Origin of the sequence: Mycobacterium sp. IS-1496, from assembly GCF_001499995.1 — a bacterium.
Taxonomy (GTDB): domain Bacteria; phylum Actinomycetota; class Actinomycetes; order Mycobacteriales; family Mycobacteriaceae; genus Mycobacterium.
The window spans coordinates 120,499-140,458 of the sequence record NZ_LQIU01000045.1; the positions used below are offsets into that span (position 1 = coordinate 120,499).

18 protein-coding genes and 3 tRNA genes are annotated in these 19,960 nt (G+C 67.8%); 7 read left to right on the top strand and 14 right to left on the bottom strand.

Features of this window, described 5'->3' with window-relative positions; genetic code table 11:
• Nucleotides 1–127: 127 nt before the first annotated feature.
• The 12 genes from rplK to AU195_RS20315 form a co-directional block, all read right to left on the bottom strand.
• Nucleotides 128–556, bottom strand: coding sequence for a 50S ribosomal protein L11 (rplK, locus tag AU195_RS20260; protein ID WP_011558342.1), 429 nt, complete (start codon nucleotides 554–556; stop codon nucleotides 128–130).
• A 37-nt stretch (nucleotides 557–593) separates the two neighbouring features.
• Nucleotides 594–1,406 carry a transcription termination/antitermination protein NusG gene (nusG, locus tag AU195_RS20265; RefSeq protein WP_059160836.1) on the bottom strand — a complete coding sequence of 271 codons (813 nt, stop codon included), beginning with the start codon at nucleotides 1,404–1,406 and terminating at the stop codon, nucleotides 594–596.
• 36 nt (nucleotides 1,407–1,442) lie between these two features.
• On the bottom strand, nucleotides 1,443–1,886 hold the full coding sequence (secE, locus tag AU195_RS20270) for a preprotein translocase subunit SecE (RefSeq protein WP_059160837.1): 444 nt from the start codon (nucleotides 1,884–1,886) through the stop codon (nucleotides 1,443–1,445).
• Nucleotides 1,887–1,965: 79 nt separating this feature from the next.
• Nucleotides 1,966–2,041, bottom strand: a tRNA-Trp gene (locus AU195_RS20275).
• A gap of 157 nt (nucleotides 2,042–2,198) precedes the next feature.
• The gene (gene hadC, locus AU195_RS20280) at nucleotides 2,199–2,708 is read right to left on the bottom strand and encodes a (3R)-hydroxyacyl-ACP dehydratase subunit HadC (RefSeq protein WP_059160838.1); all 510 of its coding nucleotides are present in this window, start codon (nucleotides 2,706–2,708) and stop codon (nucleotides 2,199–2,201) included.
• A gap of 17 nt (nucleotides 2,709–2,725) precedes the next feature.
• Nucleotides 2,726–3,154: a (3R)-hydroxyacyl-ACP dehydratase subunit HadB gene (gene hadB / locus AU195_RS20285; protein WP_059160839.1), complete on the bottom strand. Its 429-nt coding sequence runs from the start codon at nucleotides 3,152–3,154 to the stop codon at nucleotides 2,726–2,728.
• Nucleotides 3,141–3,620 (bottom strand): (3R)-hydroxyacyl-ACP dehydratase subunit HadA, encoded by a 480-nt coding sequence (gene hadA / locus AU195_RS20290; RefSeq protein ID WP_059160840.1) that lies wholly within the window; start codon nucleotides 3,618–3,620, stop codon nucleotides 3,141–3,143. The genes hadB and hadA overlap by 14 nt, the downstream gene beginning before the upstream one ends.
• Before the next feature lie 51 nt (nucleotides 3,621–3,671).
• Nucleotides 3,672–3,839 carry a 50S ribosomal protein L33 gene (gene rpmG / locus AU195_RS20295; RefSeq protein WP_011558336.1) on the bottom strand — a complete coding sequence of 56 codons (168 nt, stop codon included), beginning with the start codon at nucleotides 3,837–3,839 and terminating at the stop codon, nucleotides 3,672–3,674.
• A 45-nt stretch (nucleotides 3,840–3,884) separates the two neighbouring features.
• Nucleotides 3,885–3,958: transfer RNA gene (locus AU195_RS20300), tRNA-Met, on the bottom strand.
• 31 nt (nucleotides 3,959–3,989) lie between these two features.
• Nucleotides 3,990–4,062: transfer RNA gene (locus AU195_RS20305), tRNA-Thr, on the bottom strand.
• A 119-nt stretch (nucleotides 4,063–4,181) separates the two neighbouring features.
• Entirely contained in the window at nucleotides 4,182–5,384 is a 1,203-nt protein-coding gene (locus AU195_RS20310) for a globin domain-containing protein (RefSeq protein WP_059160841.1), read from the bottom strand.
• Entirely contained in the window at nucleotides 5,384–5,845 is a 462-nt protein-coding gene (locus tag AU195_RS20315) for an RrF2 family transcriptional regulator (protein WP_059160842.1), read from the bottom strand. The genes AU195_RS20310 and AU195_RS20315 overlap by 1 nt, the downstream gene beginning before the upstream one ends.
• Nucleotides 5,846–6,018: 173 nt before the next feature.
• Here AU195_RS20315 and AU195_RS20320 point away from each other — a divergent pair, with 173 nt between their 5' ends.
• The 7 genes from AU195_RS20320 to AU195_RS20350 all read left to right on the top strand — a co-directional run bounded on the left by AU195_RS20320 (nucleotide 6,019) and on the right by AU195_RS20350 (nucleotide 14,214).
• On the top strand, nucleotides 6,019–6,669 hold the full coding sequence (locus tag AU195_RS20320) for an MBL fold metallo-hydrolase (RefSeq protein WP_286149437.1): 651 nt from the start codon (nucleotides 6,019–6,021) through the stop codon (nucleotides 6,667–6,669).
• A gap of 216 nt (nucleotides 6,670–6,885) precedes the next feature.
• Nucleotides 6,886–7,911, top strand: coding sequence for a phospholipase effector Tle1 domain-containing protein (locus AU195_RS20325; protein ID WP_059160844.1), 1,026 nt, complete (start codon nucleotides 6,886–6,888; stop codon nucleotides 7,909–7,911).
• Nucleotides 7,912–8,068: 157 nt separating this feature from the next.
• Nucleotides 8,069–8,692 (top strand): response regulator transcription factor, encoded by a 624-nt coding sequence (locus tag AU195_RS20330; RefSeq protein WP_059160845.1) that lies wholly within the window; start codon nucleotides 8,069–8,071, stop codon nucleotides 8,690–8,692.
• Nucleotides 8,693–8,779: 87 nt separating this feature from the next.
• Nucleotides 8,780–9,481: a Pvc16 family protein gene (locus AU195_RS20335; RefSeq protein WP_059160846.1), complete on the top strand. Its 702-nt coding sequence runs from the start codon at nucleotides 8,780–8,782 to the stop codon at nucleotides 9,479–9,481.
• Entirely contained in the window at nucleotides 9,478–11,487 is a 2,010-nt protein-coding gene (locus tag AU195_RS20340; protein WP_059160847.1) for an ATP-binding protein, read from the top strand. The genes AU195_RS20335 and AU195_RS20340 overlap by 4 nt, the downstream gene beginning before the upstream one ends.
• Before the next feature lie 86 nt (nucleotides 11,488–11,573).
• On the top strand, nucleotides 11,574–12,809 hold the full coding sequence (locus AU195_RS20345) for a DUF6777 domain-containing protein (RefSeq protein WP_157531208.1): 1,236 nt from the start codon (nucleotides 11,574–11,576) through the stop codon (nucleotides 12,807–12,809).
• Nucleotides 12,810–12,819: 10 nt separating this feature from the next.
• Nucleotides 12,820–14,214, top strand: a complete 1,395-nt coding sequence (locus AU195_RS20350) for a trypsin-like peptidase domain-containing protein (protein ID WP_059160849.1) — start codon at nucleotides 12,820–12,822, stop codon at nucleotides 14,212–14,214.
• A 29-nt stretch (nucleotides 14,215–14,243) separates the two neighbouring features.
• Here the strand turns inward: AU195_RS20350 and AU195_RS20355 are convergent, their stop codons facing one another.
• Complete coding sequence (locus AU195_RS20355; RefSeq protein ID WP_059160850.1) at nucleotides 14,244–16,094, bottom strand: COG1470 family protein; 1,851 nt, start codon at nucleotides 16,092–16,094, stop codon at nucleotides 14,244–14,246.
• A 19-nt stretch (nucleotides 16,095–16,113) separates the two neighbouring features.
• Nucleotides 16,114–19,959, bottom strand: coding sequence for a phage tail protein (locus tag AU195_RS20360; protein WP_286149408.1), 3,846 nt, complete (start codon nucleotides 19,957–19,959; stop codon nucleotides 16,114–16,116).
• Nucleotide 19,960 lies beyond the last annotated feature (1 nt).

Below are 19,960 nucleotides of genomic sequence, written 5' to 3' on the forward strand. Positions count from 1 at the left end.
TACTCAGAGTTGTGGTTGGCGGGCCGGAGCTGGCCCTCCCACGATGACGGTGTCGATATCGCGCTCACGGCTGTGACGGACGGAGAAGTCGCAACCCTCAGTGCAATCTCGACGGATCGCAGCCGAATTATTCGACCGTGATGCCCATCGACCGGGCGGTGCCGGCGATGATCTTGGCGGCCTGATCGATGTCGTTGGCGTTCAGGTCCGACTTCTTGGTCTCGGCGATCTCGCGCACCTGATCCCACGTCACCTTGGCGACCTTGGTCTTGTGCGGCTCACCGGAACCCTTTTGCACGCCCGCGGCCTTCAGCAGCAGCTTGGCTGCCGGCGGCGTCTTGAGCGCAAAGGTGAAGCTGCGGTCCTCGTAGACGGTGATCTCCACGGGGATGACGTTGCCGCGCTGCGACTCGGTCGCGGCGTTGTACGCCTTGCAGAACTCCATGATGTTGACGCCGTGCTGACCGAGCGCCGGACCCACGGGCGGGGCGGGGTTGGCCTGCCCGGCCTGGATCTGCAGCTTGATCAGCCCGGTGACCTTCTTCTTCGGGGCCATGCTGTGTGTGTTCCTCTTCTTTTTCTGGGGCTTCTAGTTAGATCTTGGAGACCTGGTTGAAGGTCAGTTCCACCGGTGTCTCGCGACCGAAGATCGACACCAGCACCTTGAGCTTCTGCTGTTCGGCGTTGACCTCGCTGATCGAGGCGGGCAGCGTCGCGAACGGGCCGTCCATCACGGTGACCGACTCGCCGACCTCGAAGTCGACCAGGATCTCCGGACGCTCCAGCGTCGCCTCCGACGAAGCCGCACCGGCAGCCGTCGAGGCGGCCTTGCCCGGCTTCTTCGCCGCGGCGGGCGGCAGCAGGAACTTCACCACGTCGTCGAGGCTCAGCGGCGACGGACGCGACGTCGCGCCGACGAACCCGGTGACACCCGGGGTGTTGCGCACCGCGCCCCACGACTCGTCGTTGAGCTCCATGCGGACCAGGATGTAGCCCGGCAGCACCTTGCGGTTGACCTGCTTGCGCTGGCCGTTCTTGATCTCGGTGACCTCTTCGGTCGGCACCTCGACCTGGAAGATGTAGTCGCCCACGTCCAGGTTCTGCACGCGGGTCTCGAGGTTGGCCTTCACCTTGTTCTCGTAGCCGGCGTAGGAGTGGATCACGTACCAGTCGCCGGGCTTGAGCCGCAGTTCCTTCTTCAGGGCGACGGCGGGATCCTCGTCCTCCACCGGTGCCGCTTCAGCAGCGGGCTCGGCTTCGGCCGGGGTGGCGGCCTCTTCGCTCACCTCGCCGCCGGCGACGTCGGCGTCCTCGGTCGCGGGGTCGGTGGTCGCCGTGTCGGTCTCATCGGTGTCGACCAGATCGACGCTCTCGGCCGAAGGCGTGTCGCCCTCGAAGCTCGTCACGGTTGTAGTCCTCTCTTGTTACCGGTCGATCCTCGGCTATTCGCCGAACACCAGGCCGACCAGTCGGGCCATGCCATAGTCGAACCCGGCGATCAGCGCCACCATGAAGGCGAGGAACACGAGCACCACGCTGGTGTAGCTGACCATCTGCTTGCGGTTCGGCCAGATGACCTTGCGCAGCTCGGCGACGACCTGCTTGATGTAGTTGACGACGAACAGGAACGGGTTCGGGTAGCGACCCGGCTCCTTCTTCGCGGTCTTCTTCTTGGTGCCGGAACCGTTTTCGGTGCCCGCGCTCTCGGTGAGCTCGGTGGCATCCGATTCGGCGTCGGTCTCGACGGCCGCACGCCGCGTCCGCTTGCCGGTCGGGCGCAGCGGCCGGGTCACCACAGCTGTCTGACCGCGGGTGTCGTCGACGCCATCGGTCTCTGCGTCGTTGCCGGTGCCTGCGGAGCCGGCACTATCGCGCTCGTCGCTCACCGCATGCCTTTCGTCTCAGGTTCGTGTGGACTCTTCGTTGTCATCACTGTCCAGTGTCCACGCTTGTCCAGTATTCAGTTGGCAGGGGCGACAGGACTTGAACCTGCAACCTGCGGTTTTGGAGACCGCTGCTCTGCCAGTTGAGCTACGCCCCTTCAGCGACGACGACGCTGGCACTGTCATCTCCGCGTACGGGGCTCACACAATTCGCGCGCTTCCAGACGTTCAGTCGGAAGCGCGCTGTAATGGGAAAACCCCGGTTACCGAGTTTAGCGCGCAGCCTGTCGGACTTCCTAATCCGCTGCCCAGCGACTACTCGCCGACGGCTGTGCGGACAACCTGACCCGTCTCGGGGTCCCACTTCGCCGAGATCGAGTTGTCCCCCTCGTGCCCCATCAGCGTGGTGAAGGACTCCATGACGACCGCGCCCGTCGAGTCGGTGAGCACGTTGCGGGTGGTGACGATGTCGGCGCCGAACCGCTCGTCGACGGTCTCGATGTACATCGTCCCGGTCAACGAATCGCCGGCCACGATCGGCCGGTGGAACAGGAACTTCTGGTCGACCTGGACGATCTGCAGGGTCTCCAGCCCGACGTCGACGTGCTGGAAGAAGTGGTTCTGGATCATCACGGCGAAGATCGACATGAACGTCGGCGGCGCGATCAGGGCGTCATGCCCGAGTTCGGCCGCGGCCTCCTCGTCGAGGGTGGCCGGATCGGTGACCTTCACGGACTTGGCGTACTGCCGGATCTGTTCGCGGCCCACCACGAACGTGTCCGGGTACTTCCAGACCATGCCGCGGATGTCGGTTTTGAGTGCCATGAGTTCTGACCTCCGCCCTACGCCAGCGTCGCGACCGCGACGGCGCGGCCGAAGATCTTCTTACCGCCGGCGGTGGCCGCAAGCGCGATGGTCACGGACTTGGTCTCGGGATCGGTCGACTTCACCCGGCCGGTGAAGACGATCTCGGCGCCCTTGCCGTCGTTGGGCACCGGCACCACGGCGGTGAACCGCACGTTGTACTCCTTGACCGCGGCCGGGTCGCCCACCCACGAGGTGATGTAGCCGCCGCCGAGTCCCATCGTGAGCATGCCGTGCGCGATGGCGGTGTCGAGTCCGACCTGCTTGGCGATCTCGTCGTCCCAGTGGATGGGGTTGAGGTCACCGGAGACGCCGGCGTAGTTCACCAGGTCCTGGCGCGTCAGCTTGATCACCTTCTCCGGCAGCTGTTCCCCGACCTTGACCGAATCGAACTCACGCAGTGCCATTGCTGAAGCCACTCTCTCCGTCTTCTTCGCTACGCCCCGCCAGGGTGGTGTAGCACTCCTGTACGACGTCGCCGTTCTCGTTCGAGATGATGTTTCTGGTCGTGATGATGTCGGTGCCGTGTGCCTTGCGGATCGCGTCGATATAGACGTCGCAGTGCAACGTGTCACCCGCCACGATCGGCCGGATGAACTTCAGCGTCTGATCGACCTGCACGATCTGGGCGTCGCTGATCGCGATGCCGTTGGCCTTGAACATCGCCAACTGGGCCTGGTAGCCGAAGATCGAGATGAACGTCAGCGGGGCCAGCAGCGTGTCATGTCCGAGGTCCGCAGACGCCTTCTCGTCGAAGAACGCCGCGTCATCGTTCTTGACGGCGACCGCGTACTCGCGGATCTTCTCGCGGCCCACGACGTAGTGGTCGGGGTGGCGGTAGTGCGTCCCGACGTAGTTGTCCAAGAAAGACACGAGTGATGAACCTATCTCGTCAGCCCCGGCGTCAGCCGATGGGCCGACCGATCAGCGCGACTCCTTGTGCGCCCGGTGCGTCCCGCAGTTGGGGCAGAACTTCTTGAGCTCCAGCCGGTCGGGATCGTTGCGGCGGTTCTTCTTCGTGATGTAGTTGCGGTGCTTGCACACCTCGCAGGCCAAGGTGATCTTCGGCCGGACGTCGGTACTGGAGGCCACGTCAGCTGCCCTCTTTCACAATCTCGTGTCGTTGCTCGTGCTCTGTAGCGGTGGGGGGGCTCGATCCCCCGACCTCACGATTATGAGTCGTGCGCTCTAACCAGCTGAGCTACACCGCCATTCCAGGCGCCTACCACTCGGCGGTCGCCGAGCCCCCTAACGGAATCGAACCGTTGACCTTTTCCTTACCATGGAAACGCTCTGCCGACTGAGCTAAGGGGGCCTGACCCTCGGGCGCGAACAGGCCGTGCCGCGGGCCTTAAAGAGAGTACAGTCTGGCCCGCTCAGGCGCCAAACCGCTGGTCAGTGCGACCAGTCGCGGGCCAGTCCGTACTCGGTCGATCAGGCCAGCAGCCAGTCGTTCGGGGAGAACAACTCGCAGTGCAGCCGCTCGTTCGGCACGCCGCGCTCCTGCAGCTGAGCGCGCACCGCCTGCACGAAGCCGTTGCCGCCGCACAGGTACACCTCCGCGTCCTCGGGCAGCTCCACGTCGGCGACGTTCAACAGACCCGGGCGTGCGTCTGCGTCGGCCTCCTCGTACCAGAGCTCCAGCGTGGCGTCGGGCAGCGCGGCGACGAGCTCCTGCTGGCGGTCCTTGAGCGGATGGGTGGCTGCCGACCGGTCGGCGTGCCACACCTGCACGCTCGTCGCGGGCGCGACGGAGGCCAGGTGCTCGAGGATGCCGATCATCGGGGTGATGCCGATGCCCGCGGACACCAATACCAGCGGCCGGTGGTGCTGCTCGGGGTCGGGCAGGTCGCCGAACGGCACGGTGACGTCGAGGACGTCGCCGGTCCGCACGTTGGCGCGGATCCAGTTCGACACCTCACCGAGCGGGCGCACCGCGAACGTCAGGTCGCCGTCGTCGTCGGGGGTGTTGATCAGGCTGTACTGGCGCAGCTGGCGCGCGCCGTCGGGCAGCGTCACCCCCACCGACACGTACTGGCCGGGCCGGAAGCCGGGAAACGGCTGCGCGGTCGAGCGCACGGTCAGCAGGACGGCGCCGGACGGATCGTCCTCGCGGGCGACCACCCGCGCGCGGCGGTAGACGTCACCGTCGTCGACGCCCGCCTCGGCGTAGAGGTGGCGTTCCAGCTCGATCAGCGTGCGCGCCATCATCCAGTAGACGGCGTCCCACGCCTCGGCCACCGGCGCGGTGACGGTGTCGGCGCCCAGCACCTCGACGATCGCGGCGAACAGGTGCTCGTGCACGATCTCGTACTGGTCGGCGGTGATCCCGAGCGAGGCGTGCTTGTGCCCGATCCGCGACAGCAATTCGGCCGGATGCGGCAGATTCGGGTCGACGAGGTGGGTCGCGTAGGTGGCGATGGACGCGGCCAGCGCCCGCTGCTGAGCGCCCTGAGCCTGATTGCCCCGGTTGAACAGGTTGCGCAGCAGTCCGGGGCGGGCGGCGAACATCCGGCTGTAGAAGACCGTCGTGATCTCGTCGATGTGCGCGCCGACGAGCGGCAGCGTGGCGGTGATGATCTCCGCGTGCTGCGGGTCGAGTTCTTCGCCGACGGCAACGTTTGCGGTGACGGTCATCAGAGGGTCCTTTCATCGGTGGAGTTCTTCACCGGTGCTCCGAGGAACACCAGGGGAAGTGCAGGGGCCGCCAGATCGGTGATCGTGTAGCGGTCGAGTTCGCGGTAGAACGCTTCTTTGGCATCGCTCATCGCCTTGCGCAGCCGGCAGGCCGCGAGCAGCGGGCAGGGGTCCTCGCCGCCGCATTCGATGACCTCGCGGTCGCCTTCGAGGCGGCGCACCAGCCAGCCGACCGATGCGTCGCGGCCGGCGTCGGTGAGGGTCAGCCCGCCGACGCGGCCGCGGCGCGCGTGCACCATGCCGAGCTCGGCCAGGCGGGCGACGGCCTTGGCGATGTGGTGTTCGGACGCGTTGGCGCCCGCGGCGATGGTGCGGGTGGTGACGCGCTGCCCGTCGACCTCACCGGCGGCCAGCAGCATCATGGTCCGCAGGCCCAGGTCGGTGAATCGGGTGAGTTGCACGATTCGAACGCTATGTAAATGCGTAGATCAGACGCCACTTTTGCGGGTGTGCCCTTAAACACCCCGCGACGTGCGGTTTTTTCACCAGCCGCTTTAGGCTGTGGGACGTGTCGAATTCCGAACGTCTCTACTTCCGCCAGCTGCTCGCCGGCCGCGACTTCGCCGTCGGCGACATGATCGCCACGCAGATGCGCAACTTCGCCTACCTCATCGGCGACCGGGAGACCGGCGACTGCGTCGTCGTCGATCCGGCCTACGCCGCCGGTGATCTGGTCGACGCGCTGGAGGCCGACGGCATGCACCTGTCGGGCGTGCTGGCCACGCACCACCACCCCGACCACGTAGGCGGGTCGATGATGGGCTTCGAGCTCAAGGGGCTTGCCGAACTGCTCGAGCGGGTCAGCGTGCCGGTGCATGTGAACAGCCATGAGGCCGACTGGGTTTCGCGGGTCACCGGGATCGCCCGCAGCGATCTGACCGCACACGACCACGGTGACGTGGTCAGTGTCGGCGGCATCGACATCGAACTGCTGCACACCCCCGGCCACACGCCGGGCAGCCAATGCTTCCTGCTCGACGGCCGGCTGGTCGCCGGGGACACGCTGTTCCTCGACGGCTGCGGCCGCACCGACTTCCCCGGCGGCAACGTCGACGACATGTTCCGCAGCCTGCAGGCGCTGGCCCAGCTGCCCGGCGACCCGACGGTCTTCCCCGGGCACTGGTACTCCGCGGAGCCCAGCGACGCGCTGTCGAACGTGAAGCGGTCGAACTACGTCTACCGCGCCCGCGACCTCGACCAGTGGCGCATGTTGATGGGCGGTTGATTTTTCGCAAACGTCTCGCTGGGCGCGCGCTGTTGCGCACACGGCGGAGCGTTCCGCGGGGTTCCGGCGCGAGCGCCACGGATTTCGTCGTCCAAACCCCTGCTTCGTCAAGAAAACGTCGCGAAAAGCGGAAAAGTCCGCTCAAAGGTAGTGACACGGCGGTCACGAACGGGCAAACTCACAGGCAACAAAGTCGTTCCTCAGCCGGGGGTTGCTGTGAAGAACATCGTGTTGTGCTTCGACCGCTCACAGGACCAACCCGGCCGACGTGCCGCCACCAACGCCGGCGCACTCTTCGGACTCGTCGAGAGCTCGCCACGACAGCTCACCTGGTACGACGCCGGCACCGGCCCGCAGCCGCCGGCGCGCGGTAACCGCATCAGCGCGCTGCGGTGGCGACAGATCGCCGCCGACACCGCCAGGACGAGCATCGTCGAGGCGTACCGCTTCCTCGTCGACGTCTGGACCCCCGGCGACGAGATCGTCCTGCTCGGCGCCGGCCGCGGCGCCTCGTGCGCCCGCGAACTGGCCCGGCTGCTCGGCACGTTCGGCGTCTGGCACGACGGGCACGACCATCTGCTCGACTACCTGCTGGCCACCTACGTGCTGCCGCGCACCGACCGCAGCGCCGCGGACTGGGCACGGATCAGCCGCCTGGCCGCCGCGCTGACCGGACGGCGCCACGCGGCCGTGCCCGTCCGCTACCTCGGCCTGTTCGACTCGGTGACCGTCCCCGGCACGGCGCGCTCGGCGGACGACGACCTCGCCCACGTCGCCGCCGGACGGCACGCCGTGGCGATCGACGGCGGTCACTTCGGTGAGCGCATCGGGGCGGACACTGTCGAGGAGGTCTGGTTCCGCGGGGCGCACTGCGACGTGGCCGGGACACGCGGCGCCTGCTGGCCGCTGGCCGACATCCCGCTGGACTGGGTGCTCGACGGCGCGGTGCGGGCGGGGGTGCGGTTGCGCGGCGGGTGCCGGCTGCCGACGCCTACGGAGTTCGACGCGCTCGCAGGCAGCAGCCATCCGCTGTCGATGCGCAAGCTGCCCGAGGACGCCCGCGTCCACGCCAGCGTCGAGTTGTATCTGCGCGCCCACCCGCAGTACTGGCGGCGGCTCCCGGCGCGCATCGAATGGGCGGACGCCGAATGGCTGGCCCGCGGTGAGCGTCTCGTGCACACGCATGCGCCGTTGCCGGTCGCACCCGCCGCACCGCGTGAGCTGGCTGCGGCCGCGCACTGAGCACCGCCCCTTCCGCTGCCCTCGTGGCCTTCGTTCGGCACGCCTGACCTGCGCGTTGACCGTTTGTTGAGAACCACGGCCCGCGGCGTTGAGCCGATGTTGAGGCCGCTGCGGATAGTGATGCCCTATCGAGCCGAATCGAACGAGGGGGCCACGAATGGACCGAGTGAGAACGTACGTCTACGCCGACGACCCCATCCTGCAGGTGGGCGTCAGCAGTCAGTTGCGCGGCAGACCGGAGGTCGAGGTCGTCGAGGGCAACGACCTGACCGACGTCGTCGTGGCGGTGGTCGTGGCCGACGCGCTCGACGAGGACACCCGGCGGGTGCTGCGATCGCTGCGGCGGGCGTCGGTGCCGCGCAGGATCCTCGTGACCACAGCCGTCGACGACGGGACCGTGGTCGCCGCCGCCGAGATCGGGGTCAACGGGTTGCTCCGTCGCGCCGAGGCGACCCCCGAGGTGCTGGCCCGCACCATCCGCAAGATCGCGGCGGGCGACGGTGTCATCCCCGCCGACCTCCTCGGCCATCTGCTCGAACAGGTCGGACGGCTCCAGCGGCAGGTGCTCTCCCCGCGAGGCCTGACCTTCACCGGCCTGTCCGACCGGGAGATCAAGGTGCTGCGGCTGATCGCCGAGGGCCACGACACCAGCGAGATCGCCCAGCAGCTCTGCTACAGCCAACGGACGGTCAAGAACGTGCTCCACGACGTGACCACGCGCCTGCAGTTGCGCAACCGCTCGCACGCCGTGGCCTATGCGGTGCGTGAAGGTCTGATCTGACCGTGCCCGTACGGGCACCGTGGTCTGCCCGTCTGGCGGGACGTCGGCCGGTTCCGCGCCCGCCGTTCAGACAGGACCGTTGATGACGTGATACCCGAGGCGGATCACGCGCTCAAGACGCTGATCGAACGGGAAGCGCTCGACCCCGGCGAGGTCGAGGTGTCGTTCGACGCGCCGACCAAGGAATGGGCGGGCCGGCGCAACAACCCGACCGTCGACGTGTACCTCTACGACATCCGCGAGGATCTGCGCCGGCGGGAACGCGGATGGCTCAACGAGTACGACGGCGAGCTGATCCGCGCCCGCCACCTGCCGCCGCGTCACTTCAAGCTGTCGTATCTGGTGGCGGCGTGGACCCAGCGGCCCGAGGACGAACACCGACTGCTCGCCGCGCTGCTGTCGTGTTTCCTGCGCCACGAGGCGCTGCCCTCGGATGTGCTCACCGGATCGCTTGCCGCACTCGGGCTTCCGGTACCCCTGAGCGTCGCGCTACCGCCGCCGGAGGACCGCTCCTTCGCCGACGTGTGGACCGCGCTCGGCGGCGAGCTCAAACCGTCGCTCGACGTCGTCGTCACCGCACCTGCCGACACCGGCCACAGATTCGAAGCCGCGCCGGCCGTCCGGCGTGCCATGCGCCTGAACGCCGCCGGGATGCACGGCTGGCCCGCCGCCGAAGACGCCGCGCAGCCCCCGGCACCGGACCGTGACAGCGCCGTGGACGACGACGCGGACGGCGCGCGCGTGCGGATCCGTCGCACCCGACGCCCCAAGTCGGGGGGCAGGAAATGACGGCGACCGCCGACACCCGATACTTGCTCGATCGGGCGAGCGGGGTGGAACGCCGGGTCCGCGCGCTGATCGCCCACCGTCGCCAGTACGACCCCGCGCCCGACGACCCGTTTCGCGGCCTGTACCTCAGCGACGAGGTGGTCGACACGTTCCTCGAGGCCCGGCCACCGGCTTCGGTGGCGCCGCCCGAACCCATCGCGGCCGACGAATCGGTGCGGCTGCGCCGGCTGGCCGGCACCGTCGCGCTGACCGAACAGGACGTCGAGATCCTGGTCATCTGCCTGCTGCCCGACCTCGACCCGAGGTTCGAGCGGCTCTACGGCTACCTCAACGACGACGTCACCCGCCGCCGCGCGAGCATCGGCCTGTCGCTGGAACTGGCGGGGATGTCACCGATGGACGCGACGGCCCGGGCCCGGCTCGCTCCGGGGGCGCCGCTGGTCGACCATTCGCTGGTTCTCGTCGAGGACAGCGACCGCCCGTTCCTCACACGCGGGTTGCGGGTGCCCGACCGGGTCACCGCCCACCTCCTCGGCGACGACACCGTCGACCCCGCAGTGGCCGCGACGATCATCGCGCCGCGCGGTCACCACAATCGGCAGTCGGTCGAGTTGACCGCTGCTTTCGTTGCCGGACAACGCTTCTGCTACATCCGCGAGCCAGCGGGCTGCACCGCGGCGGCCGTCGCCACCGACGGCCTGCTCTCCGCCGGCCACAGCGTGCTGTGGTGTGACGCCGCCAAGCTGTCGTCCGACGACGACCTCGCCCACGCGGTTACGGTGCTGGGGCGAGAGGCGATCCTGCGGGAGGCCGCCCTGGTGGTGTCACCGGTCGAGGCGTTCGGCCCGCACACCGGCGCGGTCATCGACCGGTTGGCGAAGCTGCCTGTGCCCGTGATGCTCACCGGTGTGGCGACCTGGGACCCGGAGTGGTCCGCCGTCGCGCCGCTGCTCACCGACGTGTCACGACTGACGGTCGCCGAGCGGATCGACATGTGGCACCGCGAACTCGGGCCGCTCGCCGAGACCGTCGACGTCGGCGACGTGGCGGCCCAGTTCACCTTCGGACCGCGGCAGGTCGCCGCGGCCATATCGGCCGCCGAGGCCGTCGCGCGCCTCACCCGACGGCCCCTGGGCACAACGGAACTGCGTCACGGCGCGCGCTCGCAGAACGCCGCCGGATTGGAGCGGTTGGCCCGCCGGATCGAACCCGCGGTGTCGTGGCCGGACCTCGTGCTCCCGCCGCGGGTGCACGCACAGTTGCGCGAGCTCACCATCCGTGCCCGTACCCGCGAACGGGTGCTGTCGGACTGGGGGATGCGGCCCGGCGGAGGACGTGGCGGCGGCGTCACCGCGTTGTTCGCCGGCGACTCCGGAACGGGTAAGACCATGGCGGCCGAGGTCATCGCCGGCGACCTCGGCCTCGACCTCTACACCGTCAATCTGGCGACGGTGGTGGACAAGTACATCGGCGAGACGGAGAAGAACCTCGAACGCATCTTCACCGAGGCGGCGCGGGTCAGTGCCGTGTTGCTGTTCGACGAGGCGGACGCCATCTTCGGCAAGCGCAGCGAGGTGCGCGACGCCCACGACCGGTACGCCAACATCGAGAGCGCATACCTGTTGCAGCGCATGGAGACCTTCGACGGCCTGGCGATCCTCGCCACCAACTTTCGGGCCAACCTCGACGACGCGTTCACCCGGCGCCTCGACCTGATCGTCGACTTCCCCGTACCCGACGAACCGGCCCGCCTGGCCCTCTGGAAGACCTGCCTGCGGCCTCCGGTGCCCGTCCGCGACGATCTTGAACTCGCCCGCTACGCAGGGAGATTCGAGCTCTCCGGCGGCAACATCCGATCCGCGGCCATCACCGCCGCCTACCTCGCCGCCGCCCGCGGGGGCCCCGTCGGACCCGAGGAGGTCACCGCGGCGATCCAGCAGGAGTACCGCAAGCTGGGCCGGCTCCTGCCGATGCCGCCCGTCGTCGACGAGCAGGTGGCCGGCTGATGAATCGAGTAGCCGACTACTCACGACACCCCCGGCGCGCGCTGCTTAGCGTTCACCTGGGTGACCTGACCGGGGGTGGCGGTTCGATGGGAAGTCAACGTGAGGACCGGGTGCGACGCCTGGCGGCGGTGATCGCGTCGACGAGCGTGGCGGCCGCGGGCGTCTACGTCGTGGGCTGCACCAAGAGCGAATTCGCGAACGCCCCCGAGATCATGCTCGAGGCGGCGAGTTCGTCGGGCTCGTCGCCGTGGATGGATTCCATCTCCACCGCCGAGGCGCCCACCGCGGTCCCGTCGAGTGCGACAATCCTCGACAGCGAGGCCGAGACCACCCAGGAGCTGTCCGGAGCCGAGATCGGCTTGTACGGCGGCACCCCGAACTCGCCGGTGTGCGACCGCGAGAAGATGGACCTGTTCCTCGGCGAGAACCCGGACAAGGCAGATGCGTTCCGTCAGGTGACCAAGGCCCGAGACATCGGCGATTTCCTCGGCGGGCTCTCCCCCGTCGTGCTCACCGCCGACACGCGCGTGACGAATCACGGCTTCGACAACGGGGTGACCACCTTCCAGTCGGTCCTGCAGAAGGGCACGACGGTCCTGGTGAACGACACCGGTGAACCGGTGGTGCGCTGCGCCTGCGGCAATCCCCTCGCCCCACCGGCCGCGCTGGCGGCGCCGGTCAGCCAGTTGCGATTCCGAGGTGACCAGTGGGAGGACTGGAACATCAAACGGTTGACCGCCGTCCGGCCGGCGGTGGAACCTATCAAGACGTTCGTGCTCTCCGATGTGGTTGCGCAGCAGAATCTTCCGGCCGACGCGCCGCCGCCGCCGCTGCTGGCGATCGAACCCGGCGAGCCGGTGCCGTTCGTCGCCACGCCCCAGGTCGTCGAAGAGGCCCAACAGACGCTGCGGGCCGAGGAGGCGGTCACGGGAGAGAGTTCCGTCTCGGACGATAACGCGGTGACCGACGACCAGACGTCCGATTCGATCGACAGCGGCGACTCGTCGGGGACCGATTCCACGCCGGAGACCGAGACGGAGTCGGTCACCGAGTCGCCGGTCACCGAGACCGAGGAAGACCCCGTGACCGAGGGTGAAACCCCCTCCGTCGACCCGGCTTTGGTGCCCGAGGGGGCGGGCGAGCCGCCCAGCGAGGACCCCACCGAGCCTGTTGTCGGCACCGATCCGGCGGAGTTGCCGGTCGAGGCGCCGGCGGACGAGGTGCCGCCGGCCACCGAATACGTCCCGGAACTACCGCCGATCACCGACTACATCCCCGAGATCACCGACTTCATGCCGACAGCTGAAGTGCCCGCCCCCTAGGAGAGCAGCGATGTCCCGAGTTCGATGCGTCAACAGCGTCCTGGCGGTCACCGCGCTGGTCGCCGGGCCGAGCCTGGTGTGCCCCGCGGGCGCCGCCGCCCAGCCGGACGGCGGATCCAATTCGCGGGCAGCCGATCTCATCACGCCGGCCATCGTCTACATCGAGACCAGGGTGACCGGGACGGTCGTCGATCCGCAGCAGCAACAGCAGATCAACGACGGCGCACCGTTCCAAAGCACGCTGCGATGCACCGGATTCGCCATCACGTCGGACGGTTACATCGGCACAGCAGGACACTGCGTCGACCCCGAGGAGAACCGGAAGGCGATCGTGATCAGCGCTGCCGAACAGCTCTCGGGCGGCGACGTCACCCGGGCGAGTCTCGAGGAGCTCGGCGCCGACCAGTGGATCGTCGAAGGTAAGGTCCCGGGCGCCGGGCCGGATCAGGAGATCGTGGTCTCCGGCGCGGGCCAGCGCGAGAAAGTCGAACCGATCCCGGCCAGGGTGGTCACATTCCGGCCCTTGGGCCAGGGCGACGTCGCGCTGCTCAAGGTCGAGTTGGACAACCAGGCGATACCGACGGCCCAACTCGCGCTCGACACGACACCGCAGGTCGGCGACGAGGTGCTCGCGGTCGGATATCCCGAGAGCACGGCAGGCGTGACGGATTACAGCCTCGAACCGACGGTCAAGTCCGGGACGATCAGCGCTAAGCAGACGTGGAAGACCCAACCGCTCTTCCAGGTCAGCGCCCCGATGACCAAGGGGATGAGCGGTGGGCCCACCGTGGACCAGGACGGCCGGGTGCTCGGGGTCAACAGTTTCATGCCGTCCAACGAGGACCAGCCCTTCAACTTCATCACACCGGTCTCCGGCTTCAACGAGCTTCTCGGGCAGGCCAATGTCACACCGAAACTGTCGCCCGCCGACGAGGCGTACCGGGAGGGACTCGACAACTTCGAGGCCGGGAAGTACTCCGAGGCGATCGACAATTTCGGGACCGCCCTGGCGATCTCCGGCGACTACCCGGGCGCGCGGGACAAGCAGCGGGAAGCGGTGCGGCTGCGCGCCGAACGCGGCGACGCGAGTTCGGGCCCGCCCACCTGGCTGCTCTTGCTGCTGGGCTTGGGCGCGCTCGCGGTGGTGGGCGGCGGTGTGCTCGCCTTCGTCCTGATGCGACGCAACCGTGAGCCGGCACTGGCCGGTGTCGGGCCGTCGCCGCACCAGCAGTACGCGCCGAGCGGTGGCGGTTCGGCGGGTCGTCCGCCGACGCCCGCCCCGCCGCCGGGGCCCGCGCCGAGTGCCCCGTCACTGGACTCCGGCCAGAACGCCTGCAAGAACTGCGGATTCGGCATGGACCCGGGGATCAGGTTCTGCCCGCGGTGCGGCAAACCGCAGTCCTGACGCTTTGCGGCTGAGCCTTGGCGTGGCCGTCACAGTCGGCCGAGAAGACCACCCGCGATGCCGAGTAGAGCGCCCGCCCCGATCAGGTATGCCCCGTACATCGGCCCACCCGTGCTGACCTGGCTGCTGACGTAGACGAAGTAGCCGATCAACGTGGTCGCGATCAGCACGGCAGCCGACACGGTCGCCTTGCCGCCCCGGCCCGCCAGGCCGATCGTCATCATGACCGCCATGAACAGGATCGCCGCGCGCAGGGCCGGTTGGGTTCGTTCGACGTCATCGGTCGCCGAGCCGATTCGTGGCAGTTCGGTCATCCAGTAGTCGGGCAGGTTGACCATCCAGGGTGTGAAGGTTCCGACCACCACGGCGATCCCGCCGAGTAACGTGCAGACGGCCCGCACGATCGGGATCCAGTTCGACCCGGACTGTACGAGCGTGCCGTTGCTCGTGGCGGATTCGGCACCGTCGGACGCCTCGACCTGGAACGTGCGCGTGACTTCCTTGCCCCGCGGCGGTTTGGGCGCGGACACGCGCAACCACGCGCCGGCGGATCCGCTGGGCGGGATGTCGAACCGGTCGGGCGCGAAGGAGAACCGCATCATGCGCTCCTGGTCCCAGGCGAACAGGCTGGCCTGCAACCACTGCGACCGGTCGTGGTTCTCGAGCGTCACCTGATACGTGCCGTCGGTGCGGTCCCGGCGCCGCAGCGTCTCCGGGTGTAGGCGCAACTCCGCCGTGAGGATCGGTGGCTGCGACGTGACCATGGTGAAGGTTCCGGCGGTCTCGCTCTCGCGGGTGCCCTCGGCGGCGACGACGGTGAAGTCGCGCAACACCTGCTCTCCGGCAGGGGGCTGCTTGGCGGACACGCTGAAGCGGAGCGTGGCGATCTTGCCGGCCTTCACCTCGACCTCCGGCGACGGGAAGGTGAAGCGCATCGCACTCTCCGCGTCGCGCCCTTCCACCCGTAGCGTGCGGTCGTGCTTGCCGTCGGTGTTGTCGATGAGCAGGGTCAGATCGGCGACCGGGCAGTCCTCGACGCGCAACTTGCTAGGCTGCAGCCGTAGTTTGAGCGGCAGCGTCGCCGACTGTTCCTGGTCGACGGTGACCACGGCACTGTCGGATTCGTCGCCGTCGGTCGCGGTGACGGTCAGCTGGCGGGTCCGTTTCTCGCCTTCGTCGAGTGGGGGGACATCGAACCGGACGTCGACCGTCGAGGACTTCCCGGCCGCTACTTCTTCTGTCGGAGAGACGAAGTGGAAACGCACCGTGCCTTCGGGGTCCGATCCGCTGAGCACGACCCTGCGGGTGTGGTTACTCGCTCGGTTGTCGAGGATGATCTGGAATTTGCCCGACGTCTCGTCCTCCACGCTGACGATGGTGGGGCGCGCGCTGATCGACACCTTGGGACCGCTCCGCGGAATTACCAGCGCCACCTGGGTTTCGGCGAACTTCGTCAGGTCACGCAGCGAACAGATTCGCAGCGGCACCTTCACCGTCTGCGCCTCGACGAAACTTCCGGGCCGTATCGAGAACATCACCGTGACCGACGAGTTCTTACCCGGCATCAGACGGATCTCGGGCTGCTCGATCACCAGCCATTGCGGCGGCTCAACGGGGTCGACACGGTACGCGTCGACGATCGAGGAGTTGTTCCGCATGCGGATGTCGACGGCCCCCGGCGTGTCCGGGGAGACGGTGGTCTCGGGGGTCGCGAGCTCGACCTGCGGCGGCTGGGCACGATTGGTCTCGCCGTCCGGTGAGGGCTGCACGGGCACGGGTTCGGGCTCGGCCGGCGGGGTGAGGAAGGCGTCACAACTCTTGCAGAATCGTACGTCGGCGGCGTTGAGTGTCCCGCACGCTTCGCATTTCTGGTCAGCCATGATGATCGCTCCCGGATCTCTACGGATTGGTCGCTGCCTGTAGTTCCTGAGTCGCGACCGGTGGACCGTCGGCGAGGTTGCGGACGGTCCAGCCAGCCGCCTCCAGCAATGCCACACCGCTCTCACCGGGATAGGCCTGGCGGTAGGTCACCGTCCCCGTGGCGTTCAGCGCCATGCGTCGGATGCGGTTGAGATCACTCGCGCACGCTAGACACGGATTCCAGTCATACAGCTGGATGTCGATATTCGTGGTGCGCCGCAGCAGTTGTCTGTTCTCCTCTTTCAGCGCCCACTGGGTGAATTGCGGCTCGGCGTGGCTCGCGTTCGAACGCACACGCCAGTCGAGCTCACCCGTATTCCAGGTGACAACCTCGACTTTGTCCGAGCCGGGTTCGGTCGGGATCAACCGTCCGCCGTACCGCCCACGGTTCTTGCCGCCCTTACCTTCGACGTTGGTTGCCGGTAGAGGTGCTGGCGTGAGCTCTGATGACACGAGCTTGCCCTTCTCGTCATATCGTGTCCGCGGCCGCGGTGCCGGTGTCACACCCTGGAGCGGCTCTCCGGTCACGGTCAGTGTGACGATCATCCGCACAGCACGGCGACGAGGCGCCAACGCGAGTAGCACTTCGGGAGGGCTCGCCACAGCGGTGACCGGATACATGCCGTCCCTCCGCTTACCGCCCATCTTCAAGCTCTTCAGCCCCTTGGGGCCGAGGTCCATGAGAATCTTCCCCAAGGCGGCGTCGACTTCCGCCTTCTTGTGGGGGGACGACACCGCCGCTGCAACCCGCGATTTCGCGTCCGCTTTGACATCCTTGGAAGCTGGCGTGTCCTTCTTGTCCTTCTTGTGATTCTCGACTTTCTTCGACCCCGGGAGCTTGCCCTTCACCCACTTCTTCGCGGCGTCGGCCTTTCCCTTCACCCACTTCTTGCCGGCGTCGACTTTGCCTTTGACCCAGGCCTTTCCGGCGGCCACCTTAGCCTTGACCTTCTTGCCGATGCCCTTGAGCCCGCGGATGATCGGACCGGCCAGCTTGAGTCCGTGCTTGATGACGAAGTCGATGGCCTTGTTCACGGGTTTCTGCAGCTTGGCGATGATCTCCCGGATCTTCTGCCCGATCCCGCCCAGACCGATCGCACTGGCGAGGAAGCCGATCAGGATCGGGACCATCTGACCCAGCACGTCGTCGATCTTGTTGACCACGCTGCTGATGTTGCCGCGCACGATGTCGGCCACCGAGTCGATCACCGTGTTCACGAACTTCATGATGCGTTCGGCGTTGTTGACGAAGAACATCACGATGTCGTAGATCAGCTTGCACGCCTTGATGAATGCGGCCGCAGGGTTGAGCAACCCGATCAGCCAGGTGATGCCCGCGGTGATGATCCGGGTGATCACGAAGTCCTTGACCTGCTCGAGGATCATCTCCTTGATGTCGCCGAGCTTCTCGATCAGCATCTGCCACAGCGCCGCCACCCCGCCGGTCGCGATCAGCTGGAAGATCTCGACGCCCTTCTCGATCGCCGCCATCGCCGGTTCGCCGATCTGTTTGACCAGGCGGTTGCGGATGTTGGCCCAGGTCAGCCCGAACAGCGATGTGAGCAGCTTGACGATGCCCTTGAGGTCGAAGGTGTCCGGCAGCTCGACGCCACCTTCGGCGAGCGCCCCGAACAGCCAGCTCATCAAACCTTTTCGCAGATGGGCGAGGATGTTGTCCTTGAACTTCAGGATGCCGCCCTTGACGCCCTCGATGAGGTTGGACAGGAACGCGACCGGACGTTTGATGATGTCGCCGACCACGCCCGCCACCCGGGCCAGGACATTCATGAGCATCGCCGCGAGTTGGCGGATCGTGTTGATGATCGCCTTGATCGCGCCGATGGCCTTGTCGACCAGGCCCTTGTTCTCGGCCTGCAGTTCTTCGATCCGTTCGTCGAGACCCTTGCGGGCGTCGACGTACTTGGTCGCCAGGGTGTCGACGACCGCCTCCTGTTTCGCGTTGACGTCGTCCTCGAGCTGAGCGAACTTGTCGTTGATCTCCTTGGACGCCGCGTCGCCGACCTTCTGCAGATTGGCGGGCAGACTCTTGACGTAGGAGGAGATCTCGGCCTTGCCCGCGGCGATGCGCGCCTTCGCGGCCGCCAGGTCCGCACCCACGATGTCGGCGACCCGCGAGATGACGGCGTCCATCTTCTTCAGGTACAGCTCCCGGCCCGCGGTGTAGAAGGTGTTCACCTTGTCGGGCATGCCGAACAGCTTGTCCTTGGCCCACCTCCAGCCGCCGAGCCAGCCGCTGTACCGGTCCTTCTTGAACGCCGACATCTTCGCCGCGACGAACGACTCGAACGTCCTTCGCGCCTCGGCCTCACCCTCCTCGAAGGCCTTGTCGACCTTGGGGTCTATCCCGTCGAGGATCTTCTTCACCGCCGTCTCGGTGGAGGCGTAGATCGACTGCACCTTGGCGGTGACCTCGGCCCGCTTGGCTTCGTCCTTGGACTTGGTCTTGCCCTTGTCGGCGACCAGCTTCGCCAGCGCCGCGGCCTTGCTGCCCTGCATGCCGGCCACACCCTGCTTGGTCACCGCCGCCGCTTCGGCCTTGTTCTGGCCGATCACGTCCTGTTCCTGCTTGCGGAACTCGCCCGGGGCGGTGTCGGCGTGTGCGGCGGCGGCCTTCTTGTCCGCGAGCGCCTGCTGGAAATCGGGCTCGTTGGATTCGGCGAGTTGCTTTTCGCTGACGTCGGCGCCGGCCATCTCGTCGTCGGCCTGCTGCTTGCCGGCCGCGAGGTTGAGCTGTTCGGGCGGAGCGGGTTTCGGCGCGGCCCCGGTGGCGGGGATCGCCGCGGGCGGGCTCTGGGTTTCCGGCGACATCGGAGTGACCGGCTTGGGTACCGCCGTCGACGGGTCGGGCGGTGCGTCGGTCGCGGTCTTGACGTCCTTGGTCTGGCCGTCCTTGCCCTGCGACACCAGACCCTTGACCTCGCCCTTGACCTCACCGGCCTTGCCACCGCCCGCCTTGGCCTGGGAATCGGCCTCCTCCAGCGTCTTCGGTGACTTCGCTTCGATCGCCGCCTTGACCGCCGCGATGAACGCCTTCTTGTCGAAGGTCCCCGCCGGTTGGGCGTCCATGGTGTCGACCTTGGCGGCCTTGGCCTGTCCCGCCGCGTCGTCGCTGGGCGCCAGCGCCGCACCCTGCGCCTCCTTGGCCTTCGCCGCCGCGGGCGGATGGGACTTCTTGTCGCGGCCGAACGCTTTGACGCCTCCGGTGACCTGCTTGAAGGCGGGGTCCGCCTGCGGGGAGACCGGCTTCGGGGGCACCGGCGGCTGCAGCAGTTGGTCCGCCGACAACGCCGGCGTCCCCGTCGATGTCCCCGCCCCGCCGGGCGATGCGGGCGTACCCCGCGCCGGTGCCTTCGGCACAGCGGGTCCCGCCCGTTTGGCCGCGGCCTTCCCCAGCGGGTTGACGGCGGGCAGCCGTTTCGGCGGCGGAACGGGTTTCTTGGCGGGCACCGCCCCGGGACCGAACCCGGTCACCGTCGCGGCGAGCGCCGACGCCGGTGGCTTGGGACCCTCGAGCTCGACGGGGATGCCGAGCTTCTTGGCGGCCTTGAGACCCTTCTCCACGACGTTGACCGCCGGCTCGTCGCGGCGCGCCTCGGTCAGGGCCGCGTCCAGCGATGAACGGGCCTCGCTGTCAGGGCCTTTGAACTTCGCGGCGAGCAGGGCGTTGACCGCGGCGTTCCCTGCGCTGCGCTGCAGCTGCATGAGCATCCCGCCGGGGCGCGACCGGGCCGCGGCGGTGGTGCGCTGCCCAGCGGTGAGCGCGCGGCCGACGGCCGCTCTCGCCGAACCCGCGGTCTCGGTCATC